17 protein-coding genes are annotated in these 20,643 nt (G+C 66.8%); 6 read left to right on the plus strand and 11 right to left on the minus strand.

The genetic code is table 11. The features are described from left to right. Nucleotides 1-35 precede the first annotated feature (35 nt). The 3 genes from AB3347_RS12615 to AB3347_RS12625 form a co-directional block, all read right to left on the minus strand. Complete coding sequence (locus AB3347_RS12615; protein ID WP_369092153.1) at nucleotides 36-608, minus strand: hypothetical protein; 573 nt, start codon at nucleotides 606-608, stop codon at nucleotides 36-38. 83 nt (nucleotides 609-691) lie between these two features. After that, the gene (gene proC / locus AB3347_RS12620; RefSeq protein WP_369092154.1) at nucleotides 692-1,516 is read right to left on the minus strand and encodes a pyrroline-5-carboxylate reductase; all 825 of its coding nucleotides are present in this window, start codon (nucleotides 1,514-1,516) and stop codon (nucleotides 692-694) included. 9 nt (nucleotides 1,517-1,525) lie between these two features. After that, entirely contained in the window at nucleotides 1,526-2,230 is a 705-nt protein-coding gene (locus AB3347_RS12625) for a YggS family pyridoxal phosphate-dependent enzyme (protein WP_369092155.1), read from the minus strand. A gap of 178 nt (nucleotides 2,231-2,408) precedes the next feature. Between AB3347_RS12625 and AB3347_RS12630 the strand changes: the two genes are divergently transcribed. From AB3347_RS12630 to AB3347_RS12645, 4 genes are all read left to right on the plus strand, one after another. After that, complete coding sequence (locus AB3347_RS12630) at nucleotides 2,409-3,452, plus strand: type IV pilus twitching motility protein PilT (RefSeq protein ID WP_369092156.1); 1,044 nt, start codon at nucleotides 2,409-2,411, stop codon at nucleotides 3,450-3,452. A 9-nt stretch (nucleotides 3,453-3,461) separates the two neighbouring features. Beyond that, nucleotides 3,462-4,598, plus strand: coding sequence for a PilT/PilU family type 4a pilus ATPase (locus tag AB3347_RS12635; protein ID WP_369092157.1), 1,137 nt, complete (start codon nucleotides 3,462-3,464; stop codon nucleotides 4,596-4,598). A gap of 393 nt (nucleotides 4,599-4,991) precedes the next feature. Continuing rightward, nucleotides 4,992-6,689, plus strand: a complete 1,698-nt coding sequence (locus AB3347_RS12640; RefSeq protein WP_369092158.1) for a methyl-accepting chemotaxis protein — start codon at nucleotides 4,992-4,994, stop codon at nucleotides 6,687-6,689. A 108-nt stretch (nucleotides 6,690-6,797) separates the two neighbouring features. Continuing rightward, nucleotides 6,798-7,433: a hypothetical protein gene (locus AB3347_RS12645; RefSeq protein ID WP_369092159.1), complete on the plus strand. Its 636-nt coding sequence runs from the start codon at nucleotides 6,798-6,800 to the stop codon at nucleotides 7,431-7,433. A gap of 9 nt (nucleotides 7,434-7,442) precedes the next feature. Here AB3347_RS12645 and AB3347_RS12650 read toward each other — a convergent pair whose 3' ends face one another. Both AB3347_RS12650 and AB3347_RS12655 read right to left on the minus strand, forming a co-directional pair. Then, nucleotides 7,443-8,129 carry a pentapeptide repeat-containing protein gene (locus AB3347_RS12650; RefSeq protein ID WP_369092160.1) on the minus strand — a complete coding sequence of 229 codons (687 nt, stop codon included), beginning with the start codon at nucleotides 8,127-8,129 and terminating at the stop codon, nucleotides 7,443-7,445. Nucleotides 8,130-8,205: 76 nt separating this feature from the next. Continuing rightward, nucleotides 8,206-10,548 carry a TonB-dependent receptor gene (locus tag AB3347_RS12655; protein ID WP_369092161.1) on the minus strand — a complete coding sequence of 781 codons (2,343 nt, stop codon included), beginning with the start codon at nucleotides 10,546-10,548 and terminating at the stop codon, nucleotides 8,206-8,208. Between the two features lie 160 nt (nucleotides 10,549-10,708). Here AB3347_RS12655 and AB3347_RS12660 point away from each other — a divergent pair, with 160 nt between their 5' ends. Next, nucleotides 10,709-11,191: a glutathione peroxidase gene (locus tag AB3347_RS12660; RefSeq protein WP_369092162.1), complete on the plus strand. Its 483-nt coding sequence runs from the start codon at nucleotides 10,709-10,711 to the stop codon at nucleotides 11,189-11,191. Nucleotides 11,192-11,194: 3 nt separating this feature from the next. Here AB3347_RS12660 and AB3347_RS12665 read toward each other — a convergent pair whose 3' ends face one another. Next, the gene (locus AB3347_RS12665; protein ID WP_369092163.1) at nucleotides 11,195-13,234 is read right to left on the minus strand and encodes a glycoside hydrolase family 97 protein; all 2,040 of its coding nucleotides are present in this window, start codon (nucleotides 13,232-13,234) and stop codon (nucleotides 11,195-11,197) included. A 97-nt stretch (nucleotides 13,235-13,331) separates the two neighbouring features. Next, nucleotides 13,332-13,646, minus strand: coding sequence for a hypothetical protein (locus tag AB3347_RS12670; protein ID WP_369092164.1), 315 nt, complete (start codon nucleotides 13,644-13,646; stop codon nucleotides 13,332-13,334). 337 nt (nucleotides 13,647-13,983) lie between these two features. On the opposite strand from AB3347_RS12670, the gene AB3347_RS12675 reads away from it, so the two are divergent. Continuing rightward, a complete protein-coding gene (locus AB3347_RS12675; RefSeq protein WP_369092165.1) occupies nucleotides 13,984-15,696 on the plus strand; it encodes a methyl-accepting chemotaxis protein in 1,713 nt (570 codons plus the stop codon). Nucleotides 15,697-15,704: 8 nt separating this feature from the next. Here AB3347_RS12675 and AB3347_RS12680 read toward each other — a convergent pair whose 3' ends face one another. The 4 genes from AB3347_RS12680 to AB3347_RS12695 all read right to left on the minus strand — a co-directional run bounded on the left by AB3347_RS12680 (nucleotide 15,705) and on the right by AB3347_RS12695 (nucleotide 20,628). After that, nucleotides 15,705-16,571 carry an IS1595 family transposase gene (locus AB3347_RS12680; protein WP_369092302.1) on the minus strand — a complete coding sequence of 289 codons (867 nt, stop codon included), beginning with the start codon at nucleotides 16,569-16,571 and terminating at the stop codon, nucleotides 15,705-15,707. Nucleotides 16,572-16,815: 244 nt separating this feature from the next. After that, complete coding sequence (gene glcF / locus AB3347_RS12685; protein WP_369092166.1) at nucleotides 16,816-18,069, minus strand: glycolate oxidase subunit GlcF; 1,254 nt, start codon at nucleotides 18,067-18,069, stop codon at nucleotides 16,816-16,818. Between the two features lies 1 nt (nucleotide 18,070). Next, nucleotides 18,071-19,129, minus strand: coding sequence for a glycolate oxidase subunit GlcE (gene glcE / locus AB3347_RS12690; RefSeq protein WP_369092167.1), 1,059 nt, complete (start codon nucleotides 19,127-19,129; stop codon nucleotides 18,071-18,073). A 5-nt stretch (nucleotides 19,130-19,134) separates the two neighbouring features. After that, nucleotides 19,135-20,628, minus strand: a complete 1,494-nt coding sequence (locus tag AB3347_RS12695) for an FAD-linked oxidase C-terminal domain-containing protein (protein WP_369092168.1) — start codon at nucleotides 20,626-20,628, stop codon at nucleotides 19,135-19,137. Between the last annotated feature and the right edge of the window lie 15 nt (nucleotides 20,629-20,643).

The raw sequence follows: 20,643 nt of genomic DNA on the forward strand, positions 1-20,643 counted from the left end.
CGTGGGCCGGCCTCGCGGCCGGCCCTTCTTCTTTCCTACCTGGCCGGGCCCGCCTTCGGAGGCGCGATGGGCTCGGGCGGGCTCAGTTCCTGCGACCAGACCACGGCCGCGATCTTCCAGCCGGCTTCGGTCCGCACCATCTGCCAGCTCTCCTTGCCCCAGTTCTGCTTGCGGCCATCGAACAGGAAGCTGTAGTCGAACCACACCTGGGCGACCTCGCCGTCGCTGTCGATCCGCAGGTTCGCGAAGGTTTCCTCGCTGCGCTCCTTTTCGCTGACGATCGATTCGATGAATGCGCGCGGATTGCTGTTGAAGACCTTCGGCGGACGGCGCATGTCGGGTTTCGGCCGGTTGGCGTAGAGCATGTCGATGCTCTTGTCCGTCGTGACGCCGGACCAGGTGATGTCCTCCTTCAGGAACAGCTTGAGGAAGGCGTCCTTGTCCTTGTCGATGATCGCGCTGCGGAAGGTCTCGACCACGCGCCCGATCTGCTGCTCGATCTCTTTCTTGTGTGCGGCGTGGCCGGTAAGGGCATCGCGGGCAAGCGCGGCCTGCGGGGCCAGCAGGTACAGGCCCAGGGCGAAGGCCGGGGCAGTCCATCGTTTCATGTGCTCTCCTGTCGAAACCTCCGAGTATAGGAGAGCGGCTGCGCGATAATCTCGCCGATTGTAACGACGCCTGCCCGGCAGCGTCAGTCCTTGCCCAGCTCGTCCCCGAGCTCGCGGCCGCGCGCGGCGGCCGCCTTCATGGCCGCCACGATCGCTTCCTTCACGCCGGCCGCCTCCATGCTGGCGATCGCAGCATGCGTGGTGCCTCCTTTCGAGGTCACGCGCTGGCGCAGCACTTCCACCGGATCGCCCGATTGCGCCGCCAGCTGGGCCGCGCCGGTAAACGTGGCCTGGGCCAGTTGCCGGCCCTGCTCCGCATCCAGCCCCATCTCCAGCGCCGCCTGCTGCATCGCCTCCAGGAAGTAGAAGACGTAGGCCGGGCCGCTGCCCGACACCGCCGTGACCGGGTCGATCAGGCGCTCGTCCTGCAGCCAGACGGTCTGGCCGACCGCGCGCATTACCTTGTCGGCGGCCTGGCGCCCGGCCTCGTCCACCTCGCCGTGCGCCACCATGCCGGTGATGCCCATCGCGATCAGGGCCGGCGTGTTCGGCATGGCGCGCACGATGCGCGTGTAGCCGCCCAGCCAGCGGCTCAACGCGTCGATACGGATGCCGGCCGCGATCGACAGCACCAATGCCTGGGCGCCCAGCAGCGGCGCCAGGCTTGCGGCGACCTCGCGCATCTGCTGCGGCTTCACCGCCAGCACGACCACGTCGGCCGCCCCCACCTGCACGTCGATGTTCGCCGCCGTGCTCACGCCGTACTGGCCGGCCAGGCGCTCCAGGGCCTCGGTGTTCGGGTCCACCACGTGCAAATGGGCGCCGCCGGCCTGTCGCCCGGCTTGGCCGGCCAGGCCGGCGATCAGGGCCGTGGCCATGTTGCCGCCGCCGATGAATGCGATCTTCATATTCTTCCTTTATTGCTCGTAATGGCGGGCGCCGAAGATGGCGCTGCCGATGCGGACGATGGTGGCGCCTTCCGCGACCGCCGCGGCGAGGTCGCCCGACATGCCCATCGACAGGGTGTCGAGCGCCAGGCCGCCGGCCTTCAGGTCCTCGAACAGGCGGCGCAGGCGGGCAAAGGCGACGCGCTGCTGCGCCGGGTCGTTGCTCGCCTCGGGAATCGCCATCAGCCCGCGCAGGCGCAGGTTCGGCAAGGCGGCCACCTGGCGCGCCAGTTCCGGCAGTTCGGCCTCGGCAGCCCCGCTCTTGCTGGCTTCGCCGCTGATGTTGACCTGCAGGCAGATGTCGAGCGGACCGCGCTCGGGCGGACGCTGCTCCGACAGGCGCTGCGCGATCTTCAGGCGCTCGACCGTGTGGACCCAGTCGAAACTGGCGGCGATCGGGCGCGTCTTGTTGCTCTGGATCGGGCCGATGAAATGCCAGCTTAGCGGGACACCTGGTTGCAGGCGCGCCACTTCCGCCATCTTGTCGACGGCTTCCTGCAGGTAGTTCTCGCCGAAGGCGCGCTGCCCGGCAGCCATCGCTTCGACCACCGCTTCCGCAGGAAAGGTCTTGGAAACGGCCAGCAATTGCACTTCTTTCCGGTCCCTTCCGGCAGAGCTACAGGCAGCCTGGATTGTCGCTTCGACAGCTTGCAAGTTCCCAGCGATTGTGGACATAATGATTTTCTACAGGAAATATTTTTCGACTTAACGCGGCGCAAAGGGGCCTCGCAAACCGTCGCGAGCGGAAGAAGTTTCGTCTGAGAAGCGCAGCCGTACATCCGGTACGGTGAGCATCGCAGGACGAAAATTCGACGCGCAGCAGGTGTGCGAGGCCCCCACCACAGGATTATAAATGGACATTTCAGAACTGCTCGCCTTCTCGGTCAAGAACAAGGCCTCGGACCTGCACCTCTCGGCCGGCCTGCCGCCGATGATCCGCGTGCATGGCGACGTGCGCCGCATCAACCTGCCGCCGCTGGAGCACAAGGACGTGCACGGCATGATCTATGACATCATGAACGACGGCCAGCGCAAGCAGTACGAGGAGGTGCTGGAGTGCGACTTCTCGTTCGCGATTCCCGGCCTGGCGCGCTTCCGCGTGAATGCCTTCAACCAGGAACGCGGCGCCTCGGCGGTGCTGCGTACCATTCCGTCCAAGATCCTGTCGCTGGAAGAACTGAACGCGCCGAAGATCTTCGCCGAGCTGGCGCTGCGTCCGCGCGGCCTGGTGCTGGTGACCGGCCCCACCGGCTCGGGCAAGTCGACCACGCTGGCGGCGATGGTCAACCACCTCAACGAAAACGAGTACGGCCACATCCTCACCATCGAGGACCCGATCGAGTTCGTGCACGATTCCAAGAAGTGCCTGATCAACCAGCGCGAAGTCGGTCCGCACACCCTGTCCTTCAACAACGCGCTGCGCTCGGCCCTGCGCGAAGACCCGGACTGCATCCTGGTCGGCGAACTGCGCGACCTGGAGACGATTCGCCTGGCGCTGTCGGCGGCGGAGACCGGCCACCTGGTGTTCGGCACCCTGCACACCTCCTCGGCCGCCAAGACCATCGACCGTATCGTCGACGTGTTCCCGGCCGAAGAAAAGGAGATGGTGCGCGCGATGCTGTCGGAGTCGCTGCAGGCGGTCATCTCGCAGACCCTGCTCAAGACCAAGGACGGCTCGGGCCGCGTGGCGGCGCACGAGATCATGATCGGCACCCCGGCGATCCGCAACCTGATCCGCGAAGCGAAGATCGCCCAGATGTATTCGAGCATCCAGACCGGCAGCAGCGTCGGCATGCAGACGCTCGACCAGAACCTCACGGACCTGGTGCGCCGCAACGTGATCTCCAGCGCCGCCGCCCGCGCCGCCGCCAAGATCCCCGAGAATTTCCCCGGCTAAGGAGCAGCGATGGAACGCGACCAGGCATCCAAATTCATGTTCGACCTGCTGCGCCTGATGGTCAGCAAGGGCGGGTCGGACCTGTTCATCACGGCCGGCTTCCCGCCGGCGATCAAGATCGACGGCAAGATGACGCCGGTGTCGAGCCAGCCGCTCACCGGCAACCACACGGCCGACCTGGCGCGCGCCATCATGAACGACAAGCAGGCCGCCGGTTTCGAGCTGACCAGGGAATCGAACTTCGCGATCAGCCCGGGCGACCTGGGACGCTTCCGCGTCTCGGCCTTCATGCAGATGGGCTGCGTGGGCATGGTGCTGCGCGTGATCACGACCACGATCCCGCGTTTCGAGGACCTCGAGCTGCCGGAGGTGCTGAAGGACGTGATCATGACCAAGCGCGGCCTGGTCATCATGGTGGGCGCCACCGGCTCGGGTAAATCGACCACGCTGGCGGCGATGGTCGGCTACCGCAACGAAAACAGCTACGGCCACATCATCACCATCGAAGACCCGGTGGAATTCGTCCATCCGCACAAGAACTGCGTGATCACCCAGCGCGAAGTGGGCGTGGATACCGACAGCTTCGAGGCGGCGCTGAAAAACTCGCTGCGCCAGGCGCCGGACGTGATCCAGATCGGCGAGATCCGCGACCGCGAGACCATGGAGCACGCGATCGCCTTCGCCGAGACCGGCCACCTGTGCCTGGCCACCCTGCACGCCAATAGCGCCAACCAGGCGCTCGACCGCATCATCAACTTCTTCCCCGAAGAGCGCCGCCAGCAGCTGTTGATGGACCTGTCGCTCAACATGAAGGGCCTGGTCTCGCAGCGCCTGATCCCGAAGAAGGAAGCCAAGGGCCGCGTGGTGGCGATGGAGATCCTGCTGAACTCCCCCTTGATCTCGGACCTGATCTTCAAGGGCGACGTCCACGAGATCAAGGAGATCATGAAGAAGTCGCGCGAGCTGGGCATGCAGACCTTCGACCAGGCCCTGTTCGACCTGTACGAGGCGGACAAGATCTCGTATGAAGACGCCTTGCGCAACGCCGATTCGGTGAACGACCTGCGCCTGAACATCAAGCTCAACAGCAAGCACGCGAAGAACCGCGACTTCTCGACCGGGATGGACCACCTCGGGATCGTCTGAGCCCCACCCGCCCATGCCTGACCGAAAGGGGACGACTGCTGTCGTCCCCTTTTCCTTTCTATGTTGCATCCGTGCGACTGCCCTGCCTGGCGAACGACGAAATCATCAAAAATTGGAGTTGTCCTACAGAAAAAATGATGAATTCAAACGATAATCCGCTCGCATAATAATTCCAAGAAAAAATTTAAATGTCATTTCTCACAACATGTGTCGTTTTTATTGCGAAACCATGCATACATAAAGAAAACAAGCTGATCGAAGCCCTTGCCTTCCGGCCCGGCCAAGAACACTACGGCGTCGAAATCTCGAAAGTGCAGTAAATCCGTGGACCCGGTCCTGTCACCCGCCTCGCGGCATAACCCTCAACCATACGGAATCTCCAGGTTCAAGCACATGAAAGTCGGCACCCGCCTGATCGCCGGCTTCCTCCTCCTTATTTTGCTGGGCGCGGCCGTCGCCGGCCTCGGCATCTTCAACATGTCGCGCATGAACGACCGCGCCGACAGGCTCTACCAGCGCGAGCTGCTCGGCGTCTCCTACGTCAAGGAAGCCAACATCAAGCTGGTCTACATCGGCCGCGCCCTGCGCAACGTGCTGCTGGCCTCCGACGAAAAGGACCGCGACGCCGCCGTTGCCAGCATCGCGGCGGCGCGCACCGAACTGCACGCCAATCTCGACAAGGCGCGCCAGCTGTTCTTCTCGGAACAGGGCAAGCGCAGCTTCGCGGAACTGGACCGCGACATGCGTGCGTATGAGGCGCTCGTGGAAGAAACCACCCGCCGCGCCCTGGCCGACGGCCTGCAGCAGCAGCGCACCGCCGTCGATTACCTGCTGCTCACCGTCGCGCCCAAGGCCAATCAAGTCGACGGCCACATGGACAAGCTCACCCGCATCAAGGAACGCAACGCCGAAGAGGCGGCCAAGGACGCCGCCAGTCTGTACGAATCGAGCCGCGCGATGATGCTGATGCTGGTGCTGGGCAGCGCCGCAGCCGGCATCGGCATCGGCGTGCTGATCACCCGCAGCCTGACGCGCCAGCTGGGCGGCGAGCCGGCCTATGCCAGCGACATCGCCGTCCGCATCGCCGCGGGCGACCTCAGCGTGGATGTCGTGCTGCGCCGCGGCGACCGCTCGAGCCTGCTGTTCGCCATGAAAACCATGCGCGACAGCCTGGCGCAGATCGTCGGCGAAGTCCGCAGCGGCACCGACGCCATCGCCTCGGCCTCGCGCCAGATCGCCAGCGGCAACCTCGACCTGTCCGCGCGCACCGAGGAACAGGCCAGCTCGCTGGAAGAAACCGCCTCCTCGATGGAAGAACTGACCTCGACCGTCCAGCAGAACGCCGACAATGCGCGCCAGGCCAACGGCCTGGCGACGTCGGCCTCGGAAGTGGCCGGACGCGGCGGCGCCGTGGTAGCGCAAGTGGTCGATACCATGGCCTCGATCAACGATTCGTCGAGGAAGATCGTCGACATCATCGGCGTCATCGACGGCATCGCATTCCAGACCAATATCCTGGCGCTGAATGCCGCCGTGGAAGCGGCGCGTGCCGGGGAACAGGGCCGCGGTTTCGCGGTGGTGGCCTCGGAAGTGCGCACCCTGGCCCAGCGTTCCGCTGCCGCGGCCAAGGAGATCAAGCTGCTGATCGACGATTCGGTCGGCAAGGTCGATGCCGGCGCCCGCTTGGTCGACCAGGCCGGCGCCACGATGGACGAGATCGTCGACAGCGTACGCCGCGTCACGGACATCATGGGAGCAATCAGCTCGGCCAGCCAGGAGCAGACCTCGGGCATCGAGCAGATCAACATGGCCATCAGCCAGATGGACCAGGTGACCCAGCAGAACGCCTCGCTGGTCGAGGAAGCGGCTGCGGCAGCCGAATCGCTGCAGGGCCAGGCGGGCAAGCTGGCCGAGCTGGTGTCGGTGTTCAAGCTGGACGCGCAGGCCCAGTCGCCAGCGGCCGCTGCGCCTGCCGTGCGCAGCGGCCCGGCCTCGCGCCTGGCGGCCCCCGCCACGACCTCGGCCCGCCCCCCCGCACGTCCGGCTCCCCGCGCCGCGGCCGTGCGTGAAGAGGACTGGGCAACCTTCTGAGGAATGCGGCTGCGGCCGCTATGCCTGCCGCATTCTTTTTCTCTGCCAGTGTTGCTGCCTGGCCTGAATTGCTAGAATTTAAGTTTTGGCAAGAGCCGGAAGCAACGCTTGGAACACGAAAGTCATCACCATCACCACCCTCACGGCACCGGCCTGCGCTGGCTCGACATCTCGCTCGGGGTGGCCGCCGGCATCGTGTCGCTGGTGTCGCTCTGGCTCGGCCTGCACTCGGCGCACTCGATGGAAAAGCTGGTTGCCGCGAACAGCTATCCCTATCTCGACCTGGGCCGCTCCACCCATATCATCCCGAAGGACGGCGCCCAGTCCGAGCTAAGGCGCAAGATCGAGTACGAGTTCCTCAACGGCGGGATCGGCCCGGCCCGTATCGAATGGGTGGAATTCACCTACAAGGGAAAACCGGTGCACAACCTGAAGGAGCTGATCGGCGCCTGCTGTTCGACCGCCGAGGGCAAGGGCAACGGCTTCCACGCGCGCGGCAATGTGCAGAATTCGCTGGTGCGCCCGGGAGGCTCGCTGGTCATGATGTCGTGGAGTGAACCGGCCACGCCGAATCCCCTGTTCGACGCCCTGCACCGGTCCATGGACGACATGGATTTCTCGGCCTGCTACTGCTCCGTCTTCGACGAGTGCTACATCCGCAAGAACGACGCCAGCAAGCCGCAACCGGTCGAGCAGTGCACGCCGCCGGCGGTGCCCTTCCAGCCGAGCTTCCAGCAGAACTGAGCCAGGCCTTCAGGCCACGTTCAGCCCCATCTCCCGCACCATCTCGGCCGCCTGGCGCACCGAGATGGTCGCGCCCGCGAACTGGTTCGCATGCGCCAGCTTCAGGCCGGCGATATCGGCCTCGCGCAGGTCCGCGCCCTCGAAACGGGTATCCCTGATGTGTGCGTCGCGCAGGCTGCCGCCTTCGAATACCGCCTCGCGGAAATCGCAGCCCGACAGGTCGGCATCGGCGAAATCCAGCCCTTTCAATAGCGCCTTGCGGAAGGACATGCGGCGCACATCCGCGCCGACCAGCAGCGTGTCTTCGAAGCTCAGCGCCAGGTGGCTGGTCTCCTCGAACTGCGCGCCGGTCAGCTTGCAACTGCGAAAAGTGGCCGAGGCCAGGCGCGCGCGGCGCCAGCTGCTGTTATTCAGGTCGGAAGATTCGAACAGCGCGTCGACCAGGTCGGCCGATTCGAAGTCGGCGTGCCCGGCGCGGCAGCGCTGCCAGCGGGTGCGCGCCAGCCTGGCCGCGTAGAACGAGGTCTCCGCCAGGGTGCAGGCGCGGAACACGCTATCCTGCAGGTCCAGGCGCGACAGGTCGAGGCTGGACAGGTCGCAGGCCTCGAACACCAGCAGGCTGCTGGAAGCAAGTACGGATTCGATGCGGTCGCGGTCGAGGGTTTCGCCGCTGAAGGTGACGGTGTTGCGGGACATGGGCAAGGCTGCGGTGGCTGGGCCGGACAGCATACACGCCCGGGCCCGCCACCGCACCCCTGTTTGAAGCGGCGCTCTAGCGGCCGGGGCCGACGAACACCGGGCCGGCGCCCGCGCCCGGACCGCCAGGGCCGCCATGGCCGCCCGGGCCCATGAACATCGGACGGCGCTGGCCGCCGGCGCCGCCGAAGCTGCCGAAGCGGTAGGACAGGCCGACGTAGGCCATGCGGCCGCTACCGCGGCGGATGCTGTATTCGCGCAGGCGGTCGGTTTCGGTGAAGGTCTCGGTCTTCTGCGAATCGAACAGGTCGTTGACGTTCACGACCAGGCTCAGGGCTGGCGTGAGCATGCGGCGGTAGTTGAAGTCGGCCGTGCGCACCGGCTGGCGGTAGCCTTCGCCGAACAGGGTCTTGCCCTGCGCATTCAGGTTCAGCGAGAAGCTGTTGACCTGGTCCATCTGGTAGGCGATACGCGCACGGCCGCTGATCGAGGTGGCGCTGCGCTTGTCGGCATTCACGCTGCCCAGCACGTCCTGCTCCGAATATCCGACGTTGCCGTTCACGTTGATCATCAGCTTCTGGGTGGCGCGGCCGCTGAAGTTGAACTCGATGCCGCCGGAACGGGCGCTGCCGGCGTTTTCGCGGGTGGTCAGGAGCACGTCGTTGGCGAGCAGGAAGCGGCGCTCGGAAATCAGGTCGGAATCCTGGCGCGCATACAGGCGCACGTTGGTGTCGACCTTGCCCAGCTTGGTCTCGAGGCCCAGCTCCAGCGAATCGGTCTTGGTCGGCTGCAGGTTCGGGTTGCCCGACGAGACGTTCAGTTCGTCCCGGTAGACCACGAAGGGGTTCAGCTCGCCCTGGCCCGGACGGCGGATGCGGTGCGCGTAGCTGAAGCGCAGCGTGGTGTCGTCCGACAGGCCGTAGGTCACGAAGGCGCTCGGGATCGCGTCGAAGTAGTGGTTGCGGGCGCGCTGGCCGGTGGTGACCTGGTTCATGTCGAGGTCGGCGTACTCGGCGCGCAGGCCGCCCTGCACGCCCCACTTCTCGTTGACGCGCCACTGGTAGCTGCCGTACAGCGCATAGGTGGTGTCGTCCAGCTCGAAGCGGTTGGTGCGGTTGCGGTTGATGCTCTCGGCGCCGCTTGCGCCGTTGATGTCGAAGTAGGCGTTGTCGAAGCTGCTGCTGTTGCGCGCCAGCTTGTAGCCGAGCCGCATCACGCCGGACTCGCCCGGCAGCTCGTAGTCGCCGGTGAAGTCGGCGATGCGGGTGTCGGTCAGGTAGGCCTGGCGGCTGTCGGTCGTGCCGGCGCTGGGCGGACGCACCGTGTAGGCATTCGAGGAGCGCGAGCCGCTGTCGCCGTCGGCGGCGGACAGGCGCAGGTCCATCTTGAAGGTCTCGCCCGGCGCGTCGCCCTTGTGGTCGAGGCGCGCGCCCAGGCCGTAGTTGCGGTTCTTCGATTCGCTCAGGCCGCGGCGCAGGTATTCGTTGTCGACGCTGCCGGCCGCGGTGCTGCTGCGGTAGCGCTGCGAAGACTCGCCCTCGTTGTCGATCTCCGAATAGTTCAGGGTGGCGCCGATCACGTCCCGGTCGCCGAGGTTGTAGGTGCCGCCGCCGTTGAAGCCGGTCGCTTCGGTGCGGTTGACGCCCTCGGTCTGCTGGCTGCTGGGCGCGATCGCGCCGGTGACCGGATCGATGCGCTCGCGCCGGTTCTCTCCGCTGTTCTCGCGCTTGTCCTGGCGGTGGAACAGCGCGCCCTGCACGGAATAGCGCCCGCTCGTGAAGCTGCCGAAACCGGAGGTGTTGAAGCGCCCTTCGGTGCCGAGATTGGCGTTCAGGACGGCGAAGCCGCCCGGGCTGCGTTCGCGCCGCATCACCAGGTTGATGACCGGGCCGCCGCCGCCTTCGTTGCCGAACTGTGCGCCCGGGTTGTTGATGACCTCGACCGAATCCAGGTCGGCGGCCGGCAACGCATTGATCGCGGCGGCGCGGTTCTCGCCCTGCATCATCGCCGACGGCTTGCCGTCCACCAGGATCTGCACGTTGCGCCCGCGCAGGGTGATGTTACCCTCGCCGTCGACCGCGACAGACGGCACCTTGTTCAGGGTGTCGGCCACCGTGTCGTTCGAGGTGGCCGGGTCGGCCTTGACGTCGTAGGACTGGCGGTCGATGCGGTTCTGGGTGCGGGTCGCGGTGACGGTCACGGTGGACTCGACGGCCGGCGTCTGGGCCGCCTGTCCCTGCACTGTGGGCGCCGGCGTCGCCGCTGCGGGCTTCGCGGTGTCCTGCTTCGGCTGTGCCGGCGTGGCCGGGGCTTGCTGCGCGTGCGCCGCGAACGGAACGAGCAGGCTGCCGGCGACGAGGTGCGCGATCAGGGAAAGGCGTGGGTGGCGGGAATACAATGCGAGGTGATGGGTAGGCATGAAGGCGGGCTCGACAATATTGGGCGAGCGCGATTGTCGCATGCTAACTTCTTTATGTTTGTAACAAAAGATAACAAGCATCCGCTTGAGCGATTGGCGCATGCATACGTGTTGCGCGCGCATGACATACACTTTTGGTTTGCCAAACGAGGACAAGAACATGAACGTATTCGATTTCAGCGCGACCGCGCTCGACGGCCAGCCGGTCGACCTGGCGCGCTACCGCGGCAAGGTGCTCCTGATCGTGAACACTGCCAGCGCCTGCGGCTTCACGCCGCAGTACAAGGGACTGGAAGAGCTGCAGCGCCAGTACGGCGAACGCGGGCTGGTGGTGATGGGTTTCCCCTGCAACCAGTTCGGCAAGCAGGAACCGGGCACCGAAGCCGAGATCGGCGCCTTCTGCGAGAAGAACTATGGCGTGAGCTTCCCGATGTTCGCCAAGGTCGACGTCAACGGCGACGGCGCGCATCCGCTGTTCAGGCACCTGAAGGGCGAGAGGCCCGGCGTGCTCGGCACCGAGGGCATCAAGTGGAACTTCACCAAGTTCCTGGTCGGGCGCGACGGCGAGGTGCTCAAGCGCTACGCGCCGCAGACGGCGCCGAACGAGATCGCCGGCGACATCGAGAAGCTGCTGGCGCAATAAGCCTTACGGCTGCGGCGCCAGCCGGATCGCCTGCCCGCCGCCCGGCGCCAGGCGCAGCTGCAGGGTGTCGGCCGCCGTGACGGTTTGCGTTTCGGTGACGAGGTCGAAACGCCGCTCGCTGCGGTAGTCGGCCGCGTCTCCGTCGCGGTAGATCTCGGCGCTGTAGCGCTTGCCCCGGTCGAGGAAATCGAGCGGCAGCGGCAGCGTGCGCGCTTCGCCGTCGGTGACCGCGCCCACGTACCAGTCCTCGCTGCCGCGGTCCTTGCGGGCGATGGTGGCGTACTGCCCCACTTCGCCGTTCAGCACGCGGGTTTCCTGCCAGTCGGTCGGCACGTCGCGGATGAACTTGAAGGCGGCCGGGTACTTTGCGTAGTTCTCCGGCAGGTCGGCCGCCATCTGGATCGGCGAATAGATCACGACGAAGTTGGCCAGCTGCTTGGCCTGGGTCGAATTGAACGCCTTGCCGTCCGCGCCCACCAGGCTCAGGACGCCCGGGGTGTAGTCCATCGGGCCGCTCAGCATGCGCGTGAACACCAGCTTGGCTTCGTGGTCTGCGCCATTGGGCGGATTGCCCCAGGCGTTGTACTCGACGCCGCGCGCGCCTTCGCGCGTCAGCCAGTTCGGATAGGTGCGGCGCAGGCCGGTGTCCTTTACCGGCTCGTGGGTGTCGATCGAGAGCCGGTACTTCGCGGCCTCGGTCACCGCCTTCACGAAGTGGTTCACGCCTTCCTGCGAATCGTAGTGGCCGTAGCGCGGCTTGCCGTCGCGCCCGGGCAGCAGCGCACTGCCCGCTTCGTGCACGTAGCCCGACTTGATGCTGTCCACGCCCAGCTTCGCATACAGCCTGTAGGCCGCATCCATCTGCCGCTCGTAGGCGACGATGTTGGCGCCGGTCTCGTGGTGGCCGATCAGGCGCACACCCTTCGACCTGGCGTAGGCGGCAAGGCCCGGCAGGTCGAAGTCCGGATACGGCTGGGTGAAGCTGAAGTCGGCGCCGCCGTGGCCCCAGTCGCTCTCCCAGCCCCTGTTCCAGCCTTCGACCAGCACCCCGCGGAAACCGTTCAGGGCGGCGAAGTCGATGTACTTTTTCGTGTTGGCGGTGGTGGCCGCATGCTTCGGGCCCGCGTTCCAGGTACCGCTGTTCAGGTGCATCTGCCACCAGACGCCGACGAACTTCGATGGCTTCACCCAGCTCACGTCGCCGAGCTTGTTCGGTTCGTTCAGGTTGAGCACCAGGTCGGACATGTACAGCCCGGCCGCGTCGCTGGCGATCTGCATGGTGCGCCACGGCGTGCCGAAGGCGCCTTGGCGAACCACCGCCGGGCCGCTGGGCGACGGCGCCAGCATGGCGCGCAGCTTCTGGCCGTCGACCTTGCGCAGCCACATGCTGGCGTAGTCGACCAGCGCCGCCTCGTGGAAGGCAATATGGGTACCGTCGTCGAGGCGCAGGGTGAGCGGCGTGTTGGCGACGCCGATCTCCCTGAGCGGCGCCTTGCGGATGTCCTCTTCCAGCCCCGAGCTTTCGCCGGCCGGGATCCACCACGCGGTGGCCGGGCGGGCCACGGTGAATTCGGTCAGCTCGTCGATGATCTCGGCGACCTTCAGCTGCGGCTGGTCCGGGAATTCGTAACGGAAGCCGACGCCGTCGTCGTAGATGCGGAACACCAGCGCGAGCCGGCGCCCGGCGTGCTTCTTCTGTTCGAGGTCGACGCGCAGCTCGCGGTAATGGTTGCGCACGAAGCGGCGTTCACCCCAGGGCTGCTCCCAGGTGCCGTCATGCTCGCTCACGTCCTGCCGGCGCAGGCTGAAGCCGCCGTCGAGCTTGGGCGCATTGGCTAGGTGGAAGCCGAGGCGCGAGGGAGAGATGATGGCTGCGCCCCGGCGCTTGACGCCGTAGGCCAGCTTGCCCATGCCGTCGAGCTGCACTTCCACGCTGAGCACATTGCCGGGGGAAGTGGCGCTGGCGACGATCTCCTGGGCCCATGCCGGCAGGGCCAGCAGGCAGGACGCGGCCAGGGCGGCGGCGAAGCGGTGAATGCGCATGAAGTCTCCTTGTCGTTGTGGCGCCCTTCGTAGGAAAACTACCATTCCCAAGGCTGAGCATCACATGGTAAGACAAAAAGACGTAACTCGATTACTTTTAACGTGTCTGAATCCAGGCCGCGCCGTGCGTGGTACAGCCGCGGTTGACGTTGTCGAGGAAGCGGATGGCCTCGGTTTGCGACACGCCCGGCGGCATCAGCTGCGCCAGCGACGGGTCTTCGGTGACGCGGTCCAGCCCATGGGCGATGGCGCGCGAGACGTCGCGCGCGCGCTTGCCGTCGCTGTTATAGAGCGCATCGTAGACGCCCACCGCTTCCCAGACCGGGACCAGGCCGGGGGTGGTGGAATCCTCGAACACGACGGCGGGCGGCATGCCCTCGTCTTCGCGCACGAGCTGGAACAGGAAACTCATCGCGCGCGCTCCGTGGGTGCGGCCAGGCAGGCCAGGACGGCAGCGGGAGGAAGTCGGCGAAATCGCATGGGACGGCACAGGTGAACGAAAGCGCCAGTATAGCGCCGCAGGGCATCGGTCAAGCGCGCAGCCGGCTGCCCAGCGCCCCGTAACGATGAGCACCGGTGCCTCGGCTTGCCGACCGTCTGTCGGATACGCCATACATGCACCGGGGAATTCTCACGAAAATACACAAAATCACTAACATCATAGTAAAATAATTTTCCATGCGGAAATTTTATTTCTGCTCGACATCGGCTGTGACAGCTGATTCCACACCGCTATCGACGGGAAACACATGAAACTGTCCGACATCAAGATTGCCACGCGCCTCACGCTTGGCTTCGGCGTCATCCTCGCCTTCCTTATCCTGAGCCAGGTCATGGGCCTGCACATGCTGTCGCGCATCGGCGCCGGCGCCACCGAACTGGCCGAGGCCCGTATTCCGAACATCAAGAGCACCAATGGCGTCCTGGACGGCGTCAACGACATCGCCGTTGCAATTCGCAACCTCCTTCTTGACGCCGATCCGGCCAACCGCATCAAGCAGAATGAACTCATCGCGGCCTCGCGCAAGACGCTGCATCAGGAACTCGATCAACTCGGCCGCCAACTGACGGCGCCGCGGGCCCGGGCGGTGCTCGAACGCATGAAATCGGCCCATGTCGTTTACGACAAGGGGTTGGCGGAATTCCTGCAGCGCGTCAACGGCGGCGACGAGGCCGGCGCGCGCGACTACCTGAACAAGACACTGCGGCCCTATCTGCTCACGCTGAAAGCCGCCATCGGCGAACAGATGAGCATCCAGCATGCACTGGCGGAGCAGGCCGCCGCCGAGGTCCGCGCCACCGAAACCTCGACCCGCACGATGGTGCTCGTGCTGACCGGCGTCGTGCTGGCGCTGACCGCGGCCATCGCCTGGTACCTCACCCGCTCGATCACGGTACCGCTGGGCCGCGCCCTGGCCCTGGCGAATACGGTGGCATCCGGCGACCTGACCAGCCGCATCGAGGTCGACCGCGGCGACGAGACCGGCCAGCTGCTGCACGCCCTGAAGCGCATGAACGAGAGCCTGGCGCATACCGTGAGCGCGGTGCGCAGCGGCACCGACACCATCGGCACGGCAGCCGCCGAAGTCGCCGCCGGCAACCTCGACCTGTCGGCGCGCACCGAGCAGCAGGCCAGCTCGCTGGAGGAGACGGCTTCCTCCATGGAAGAGTTGACCTCGACCGTCAAGCAGAACGCCGACAATGCGCGCCAGGCGAATACGCTGGCCGTGGCCGCCTCCCGGGTGGCCGAGCGCGGCGGCCACGTGATCGGCGACGTGGTCGGGACCATGGACCAGATCAATGCGTCGGCCGGCAAGATCGTCGACATCATTGGCGTGATCGATGGGATCGCCTTCCAGACCAATATCCTGGCACTGAACGCCGCCGTGGAAGCGGCCCGCGCCGGCGAACAGGGCCGCGGCTTCGCGGTCGTCGCCTCGGAGGTGCGTAACCTGGCCCAGCGCTCGGCAGCCGCCGCCAAGGAAATCAAGTCGCTCATCGGCGACTCGACCCAGGCCGTGGAAGCGGGCAGCAAGCTGGTGGGCGAAGCCGGTTCGACGATGCACGAGATCGTCGAGAGCGTGCGCCGCGTGACCGACATCATGGGCGAGATTACCGCGGCCAGCGCCGAGCAGACCGCCGGCATCGAGCAAATCAACGAGGCGGTCACGCAGATGGACCAGGTGACCCAGCAGAACGCCGCGCTGGTGGAAGAAGCGGCGGCGGCGGCGGCCGCGATGCAGGAACAGGCCCACCAGCTGGCCGAGGCGGTGAGCGTGTTCCGCATCGCGGCCCGCGACGCGGACCTGCAGCCTCTGGCCGCAGCGGCGGCTCCCCGGCCGCGCCCGGCGCCGGCTAGCGCCGCACCGCAGGCAGTCGTGCGGCAGGTCGCGGCGCCTGCCAAGCCGGCACGCAAGGAGCCCAGCGTGGCCGCCAGCGCAGGCGGTTGGGAAGAATTCTGACGGCGCTGTCATCGTTGACTATGGATGACCCCGATTGCAATGCGTAGCAATTGTTCGGCAGAGGTGATCCGGTTGCCGTCGAGCGCCCAGCGCCAGCCCAGGTAATTGGGCAGGTAGCGCGAGGCCACGCCGCGAAAGCGGCTCAACCACTGGCGAAAGCGGCTGTGGTAGGCATTGACATTTTGAACGTGGATCGCACCGGCGGTGCTCCGGCGTACCCGTACCCCGGCGCGAAGGTCGACCGCCTGGTGCGCAATGCCGTGCTGGCGGGCGAAGGCCCGGTACGCTGCATGCCCGTCGCTGACCAGGAGCACTTGCCGATCGAGCCTGGGCAGCAGGTGGCGCGCCAGGTGCGCCGCCGTGAGCGCGCCGCGTCCGACCACGGCATCGATGGTTTGCCCGCCACGGTCGCGCGCCACCAGGATGCAGTCGAGCTCGCGCGAGATCCCGCGCCGGCCGGCGCGTCCGCCGCGCTTGCGCGCCGGGCGGTCCAGCTTTTTCGCGCCTTTTTGCGACTCCAGCAGGAACATCTCGTCGGCCTCGGCAATGCCATTGAGCAGTTGCGGACGGTCATGCTTGGCGCGCTCGAGAAAGCGGTGGCGCCAGCGAAAGGCCGTGTTGCGGTGCACGCCGACCTGGCTGGCTGCTGACCGTACCGAGGTCGAAGCCAGGACCGTGCCCAGGTAATCCAGCCACTTGTCTCTCCGCCGCAGGCGTGTCAGCGGTGTACCGCTCAGGTCGTTATAGGTGCGCCTGCATGCGCGGCAGCGGTAGCGTGGCAGGCCATTGGCTTGGCCGTGCCGGTGGTACCGTTCGCAGGCGCAAGCGGGACAGCGCCGCTGCGCTGCGCCGAGCTGGCCGATCAGCGCTGCCATCTGCGCCAAACCGGCTGCCGGTTGCAGGGCGGCCAGGGTGTGCAGGCGCTGCGGCAGGTTCAGGGCCGGCAGTCTGGCAAACCACTTCTTGAACTGGGGCGCACGCATGCTCGTTTCCCGGTGGTGGAGACCGGTGTTCGACCATGAAACAGCTCAGCAGTTCAAACCTCATCCATAGCGAAGGATGACAGCGCCATTCTGACCGGACGGTAAAGGATGGGCCTGCCGCGCGCAGGCCCATTCTTCATGACGCCGCGCCCGGGTCCAGTGCGCGGTCGAGCAATTCGATCCAGTGCGTGACCGGCGTCTGCGTACCCGACTGCAGATGGGTCATGCAGCCGATGTTGGCCGAGACGATTTCGTCCGGCCGCGTCGCCGCCAGGTTGGCCAGCTTGCGGTCGCGCAGCTCGTGCGCGATCTCCGGGTGCAGCACCGAATAGGTGCCCGCCGAGCCGCAGCACAGGTGGCTGTCGGCGCACAGCTGGACGTCGACGCCGGCCGCGCGCAGCACCCCCTCGACCTTGCCGCGGATCTGCTGGCCATGCTGCAAGGTGCAGGGCGGGTGGTAGGCGACCCGCTTCGTGATCTTTCCCTTGAGCTTGGCTGCCAGCTGTTCCTCGAACTCCGGCAGGATCTCGGACAGGTCGCGCGTGAGCATAGCGATGCGCCCGGCCTTGGCCGCGTAGGCCTCGTCGTGGGCCAGGTGGTGGCCGTATTCCTTGACCGTGACGCCGCAGCCGGAGGCGGTCATGACGATGGCTTCGATCTCGCCCCCTTCCACGTAGGGCCACCAGGCGTCGATGTTGCGGCGCATGTCGTCCAGGCCGGCCGCCTGGTCGTTGAGGTGGAAGCGCACCGCGCCGCAGCAGCCGGCCTTCGGCGCGACAAGCAGCTGCACCCCGAAGGCATCCAGCACGCGCGCGGTGGCGGCGTTGATGTTGGGCGCCATCGCCGGCTGCACGCAGCCTTCGAGCACCAGCATCTTGCGCGCATGGGGGCGGGTTTGCGTAAATTCGGGCCAGGCGCCGGCGCTGCGTGCCGGCTGCAGCTTGTCCTGCAGTGCCTTCGACAGCAGCGGGCGCGCCAGCTGCCCGGCCCGGAAGGCTGGCTTGAACAGCGCCGTGCGCGGCAGGAATTCCTTCAGGGTGCTGCGCTTGACGCGGTCTTTCAGGGGCCGCGGCACGCGCTCCTCGACCACGCGGCGGCCGATGTCCACCAGGCGGCCGTACTTGACGCCCGACGGGCAGGTGGTCTCGCAATTGCGGCAGGTGAGGCAGCGGTCCAGGTGGAGCTGGGTCTTGCGGGTGGGCTCGGCGCCTTCGAGCACCTGCTTGATCAGGTAGATGCGGCCGCGCGGGCCATCGAGCTCGTCGCCCAGCAGCTGGTAGGTGGGACAGGTGGCGGTGCAGAAGCCGCAGTGCACGCAGGCGCGCAGGATCGCCTCCGCTTCCTTGCCGTCCGCGGTGTCCTTGATGAAATCGGCGAGATTGGTTTGCATGTCAGTACATCCGTCCGGGATTGAAGATGTGCGCCGGATCGAAGGCCTGTTTCAGGCGTTCGTGGATGCGCGCGACCGCGGGCGCCAGCGGCTGGAACACGCCGACGGATCGATCGCCGCCGCGGAACAGGGTGGCGTGGCCGCCGCTGGCCGCCACCGTGCGGCGGATCGTGGCGGCGTCGAGATCGGTGCGCAGCCAGCGCTGGGCGCCGCCCCACTCGATCAGCTGGGTCTCGCCCATCCTGCCGCCGAGCACGATGGCTTCGGTGGTGGACGGCAGCGACAGGCGCCACATCGCGTCCGCGCCGCCGAAGAAAGGCAGGCGCTGTTCGCGCAGCGCTTCCCAGAAATTCTCCGGGTTGGGCATGCGCTCGCCGCCGATCAGGCGGACGGCGGCATCCACCGCCGCCTGCGCGCCGGACAAGCGCAGCGACAGGACGCCCTTGTGCCAGCAGCTGCCCGCGATCGGCAGCGGCTGGCCGCCCCACTCGTTCAGCCTGCGGATGGCGTCGATCTCGGGCAGCTCCAGGCACAGGGTGGTTTCGGCGAAGGGGCGCGGCAATACCTTGACCGAGACCTCCAGCAGCAGGCCCAGGGTGCCGAGCGAACCGGCAAGCATGCGCGAGACGTCGTAGCCGGCCACGTTCTTCATCACCTGGCCGCCGAAGGACAGCACGTCGCCCTTCCCGTCCAGCAGCCTGGCGCCCAGCACGAAGTCGCGCACCCCGCCGCTATAGGCGCGGCGCGGCCCGGCCAGGCCGGCGGCAATGGCGCCGCCGAGCGTCGCCTGCGCACCGAAATGCGGCGGCTCGAAGGCCAGCATCTGGTTACGTTCGGCCAGTACGGCCTCGATCTCGGCGAGCGGCGTGCCGCAGCGCGCCGTGATCACCAGTTCGGTCGGCTCGTAGTCGACAATGCCGGCATGGCCGCGCGTATCGAGGATCTCGCCCTCGAGGCGCTGGCCGTACCAGTCCTTGGTTCCGCCGCCGCGGATGCGCAGGGGCGTCTTGTCGGCTGCGGCGGCGCGCACCCGTTGCTGGAATTGTTCGATCGACTGCATGGTTCTCAAAAGCGCGGAAGGTCGGGGAACGGCAGTTGGCCGCCGTGCACGTGCATCTTGCCGAACTCGGCGCAGCGGTGCGGGGTCGGGATCGCCTTGTCCGGGTTGAGCAGCATCGGGGTATCAAAAGCACGCTTGACCGCGAAGAAGGCGTCCAGCTCCTTGCGGCCGAACTGCACGCACATCGAGTTGATCTTCTCCATGCCCACGCCGTGTTCGCCGGTGATGGTGCCGCCCACCTCGACGCACAGCGCCAGGATGGCGGCGCCGAAGGCTTCGGCGCGCTCGAATTCGCCCGGCTGGTTGGCGTCGAACAGGATCAGGGGATGCATGTTGCCGTCGCCCGCATGGAACACGTTCGAGCAGCGCAGGCCGAAGGTCTGCTCCATCTCTTCGATCCCTTTCAGGACGCGCGCCAGCTGCTTGCGCGGGATGGTGCCGTCCATGCAGTAGTAGTCGGGCGAGATGCGGCCCGCCGCCGGGAAGGCGTTCTTGCGGCCCGACCAGAAGCGCATGCGCTCGGCCTCGCTCTGCGACACGGCGATGGCGGTGGCGCCGGCGCCTTCGAACACGGCCTTCATGCGTTCGATTTCCTCCGCCACTTCGAGCGCGGTGCCGTCGGCCTCGCACAGCAGGATGGCGGCGGCGTCGGTATCGTAGCCGGCGCGCACGAAGGGCTCGACCATGCGCACCGAGGTGCGGTCCATCATCTCGAGGCCGGCCGGGATGATGCCGGCGGCGATGATGCTGGCCACCGCATTGCCGGCGGTGATGACGTCGCCGAACGAGGCCATGACCACCTGGGCCACCGCGGGCTTGGGCACCAGCTTGACCGTCACTTCGGTGACGATGCCGAGCATGCCTTCCGAGCCGATGAACACGGCCAGCAGGTCGAGGCCCGGGGCGTCCAGGGCCTCGCTGCCCAGTTCGATGATCTCGCCCTCGATGGTGGCCACGCGCACGCGCAGCACGTTGTGCACCGTCAGGCCGTACTTGAGGCAGTGCACCCCGCCCGAGTTCTCGGCCACGTTGCCGCCGATGGTGCAGGCGATCTGCGACGACGGGTCCGGTGCGTAGTACAGCCCGTACTGGCTGGCCGCTTCCGAGATGGCGAGGTTGCGCACGCCGGGCTGCACCACGGCGGTGCGCGAGTACGCGTCCACCCGCACGATGCGGTTCAGGCGCGCGGTCGAGATCACCACGCCGTCGGCGATCGGCAGTGCGCCGCCGGACAGGCCGGTGCCGGCGCCGCGCGGCACGATCGGCACCTGGAGTTCACGGCAGGTGTCCAGGATCGCCAGCACCTGCGCTTCGCTGGTCGGGAGCGTCACGATCATCGGCAGCTGGCGGTAGGCGGCCAGGCCGTCGCATTCGTAGGGGCGGGTGTCTTCGGGGTCGGACAGGACGCAAGACTCGGCCGAATGCGCGGACAGGCGCGCGCGCAGGGCCGCGGCGACCTGTTCGCGCCGGGCGGCGGGGGGAGAGACGGGGGCGATCATCGTGACATTGTAGGC

The organism is Massilia sp. X63 (assembly GCF_041023745.1).
Lineage (GTDB): Bacteria > Pseudomonadota > Gammaproteobacteria > Burkholderiales > Burkholderiaceae_D > Telluria.